At 68.1% G+C, this 2,594-nt stretch carries 2 protein-coding genes and 1 pseudogene; 1 reads left to right on the top strand and 2 read right to left on the bottom strand.

Translation table 11 applies throughout. The annotated features are described in order from the left end of the window. Position 1: 1 nt before the first annotated feature. Entirely contained in the window at positions 2–1,210 is a 1,209-nt protein-coding gene (locus AB1I47_RS33630; protein WP_354687965.1) for an MFS transporter, read from the top strand. Positions 1,211–1,262: 52 nt separating this feature from the next. Here AB1I47_RS33630 and AB1I47_RS33920 read toward each other — a convergent pair. Beyond that, positions 1,263–1,444, bottom strand: a pseudogene (locus tag AB1I47_RS33920) (BamA/TamA family outer membrane protein); the annotation flags it as partial. 156 nt (positions 1,445–1,600) lie between these two features. Further along, positions 1,601–2,395, bottom strand: a complete 795-nt coding sequence (locus AB1I47_RS33620; protein WP_354687964.1) for a hypothetical protein — start codon at positions 2,393–2,395, stop codon at positions 1,601–1,603. Between the last annotated feature and the right edge of the window lie 199 nt (positions 2,396–2,594).

Genomic DNA, 2,594 nt, shown 5'->3' with positions numbered 1-2,594 from the left:
CCTGCGCCCCGCCCTGCCCATCCTGATCGGCGCCTCCGTAATGCTCAGCCTGGCGATGGGCCTGCGCCAGAGCCTGGGCATCTTCATGCCGCCGCTGACGCGCGACATCGGCATCTCGGTCTCGGACTTCACCGCCGCCATCGCCGTGCAGAACCTGGCCTGGGGACTGCTGCAGCCGCTGGCGGGGGCGTCGGCGACGCGGATCGGTTTCCGGCCGCTGATGGTGGCGGGGTCGCTGCTCTACATCGTCGGCCTGGTGTTGCTGGCCACCGCGCGAGGCATGGTCGGCGTCACGCTGGGCGCGGGCGTTGCCATCGGCGCGTCGATGGCCTGCACCGGCAGCGCGCTGGCGATGGCGGTGGCAGCGCGCCCGGTATCCGCGGCGCTGCGCAGCACGGTGCTTGGGCTGGTGTCGGGCGCCGGATCGCTGGGGGCGCTGCTGGCCGCGCCGATCGGCCAGATGGTGACGCAGGCATACGGCTGGCGCATGGGGCTGGCGGCATTCGTGCTGCTGGCGCTGGTGATGCTGCCGGCGGCCTGGTTTGCCGGGCGCGTGGACCGGCTGCCGCTGGCGATGCCCGCCGGCGTGGGCCAGGACAACGCGCGCCAGGCGCTTGGCACCGCGCTGCGGCACGCGCCGTTCGTGGTGATGGCGCTGGCGTATTTTGTTTGCGGCATGCAGCTTGTGTTCCTGACCACGCACCTGCCGTCGTACCTGGATGTGTGCGGCATGGATCCGATGCTCAGCGCGCAGGCGCTCGGCGTCATCGGCGGCTTCAACGTGCTGGGCAGCATCTTCTTCGGCTGGGCTGGCGGACGCTTCAACAAGCTGATGCTGCTGGGCGGGATCTACACCATCCGCTCGCTCGCGCTGACCTGGTATTTCTCGTCGGCGCCGACGCCGGAGAGCACGCTGGTGTTCGCCGCGGTGATGGGCTTCCTGTGGCTGGGCGTGGCGCCGCTGGTGTCGGGCTGGATCGCCCAGACCTTTGGCCTGCGCTGGCAGGCGATGCTGGGCGGCGTGGCCTTCTTCAGCCACCAGATCGGCAGCTTTGTCGGCGCCTTTGGCGGCGGGCTGGTCTATGACGCGCTGGGGTCGTACACGGTGGCGTGGCAGGCCGGCGTGGCGCTGGGCCTCGCGGCCGGGCTGGCGCAGATCGCGTTTGCCGTGGCCACGCAGCGGCGCCCGCCGCTGATGGCGACTTCCTGAAGGCGACTTGCTGAAGCCGCCTGGTGCGCTAGTGCCAGGCGCTGCCCACGGCCTTGCCGCTGGCGCGGGCGCTGGCTGCGGCGCCGCCATCGACTCGGAGAAGAACATAAGCCCCAGCCCGAAGCCGTAGCCGACCGCGGGCTCCGTGATGATGGTCGGCACCGGCAGCGCTTCCTTGTGGTCGAGCAGGAAATCGCTCATGTCGAGCATGCCGTCGTCGGGATCGATGAAGGACACTTTCCGGTGTTCTGGCGCGGATTCAGTGAAGGCCGCTGTGCCGGCCGATGCGTTGGCTTGCGCGGAGGATGGCGCCGCGGGCAGGGGCTTGCGCCAAGGCCGTGGCACCCCAGGCCATCGCCAGTACGCCAGGCCAGCATGCACGCATCGCTATCACTTGCCGAAGGTCATGTTGAGCCCCGCGAACACCGTCCACTGCGGCACGCCGTTGCCGTGATGGGCGACCGTGTACTGCGGCTCGACAAAGGCATTGAAGATGGTGCTGCCCTCTTTCCACGTCTTGCCGGCGCCGAAGCCGACCGGAATGTAGAAAGTGTCGCGCTGCAGGTCGAAGGTCCAGGTGCCCGTGGAGCGCAGGTACCAGCCTTCAGGCAGGTTGTAGATCAGGAACGGCTGCGCGGTCAGCGACTGCACGGTGGGCCGGCTGCTCTGCCCCGCGAACGAATGCTGCCACTGCACCAGCATGCCCAGCAGCCGCTGGCGCGTGGCATTGACCACCACGCCCGCCAACCCCGCCTGCCATTTGCCGGTGCCCAGGCTGGGGTCGGTGGCCGTGGGGATCGTCAGCAGCGGCCCCACGCCGATTTGCGTGCCGTGCTCCTTGAGCAGGAAGATGTCGAACACGTTGATATCGCCCAGCCCGGTGTCATAGGTGCCGTCCGCGTTCGGGCGCGTGCTCACCGGGATGGTGGCGCGGAAGATCTGCGGCACGCCGATCAGCTTGCCTGGCAGCACCGGGATGGTGGGACGCAGCAGAAAGTCGTTGGTATGCGCGTTGCTGCCGTACAGCCGCGGCGTGTAGAAGTTCTGGATATTGAAGGACGCCGCCAGGTTGAGCGGGTTGTTGCTCTTGTTGGCGTCGTCGGCCGCGCTTTGCGCGAGGGCGCACGGTATGCCTGCCATGGTGCAGAGGGCAGACACAGCCAGCGCCAGGTGTCGGATTTTCATGTCGCTCCATTGGTCGGGGTCCGGCCGTGGCCGGACGTGAACACCGTCCGAATTTAGCGGCACGCAATCTGGTTGGGGCGATGCGGCGTGATGAAGATTTTTGCGCGGGGAATTAAGCGGTTTGCGCCGGATGGCACCAGCGCTGAGTGGCTTTTTTCGTTTTTGCCGATATGCGGCGCCTGGCACAGCCCTTCCCACC

The sequence above is a fragment of the Cupriavidus necator genome, assembly GCF_040578825.1.
Classification (GTDB): Bacteria; Pseudomonadota; Gammaproteobacteria; order Burkholderiales; family Burkholderiaceae; genus Cupriavidus; species Cupriavidus necator_E.
The sequence above is the reverse complement of the archived record's forward strand: the minus strand, read 5'-3'. Positions and strand labels throughout refer to the sequence as shown.

Excerpts from the sequence above, each read along its gene's own strand:
- AB1I47_RS33620 (WP_354687964.1), bottom strand. The coding sequence starts at position 2,395 with ATGAAAATCCGACACCTGGCGCTGGCTGTGTCTGCCCTCTGCACCATG.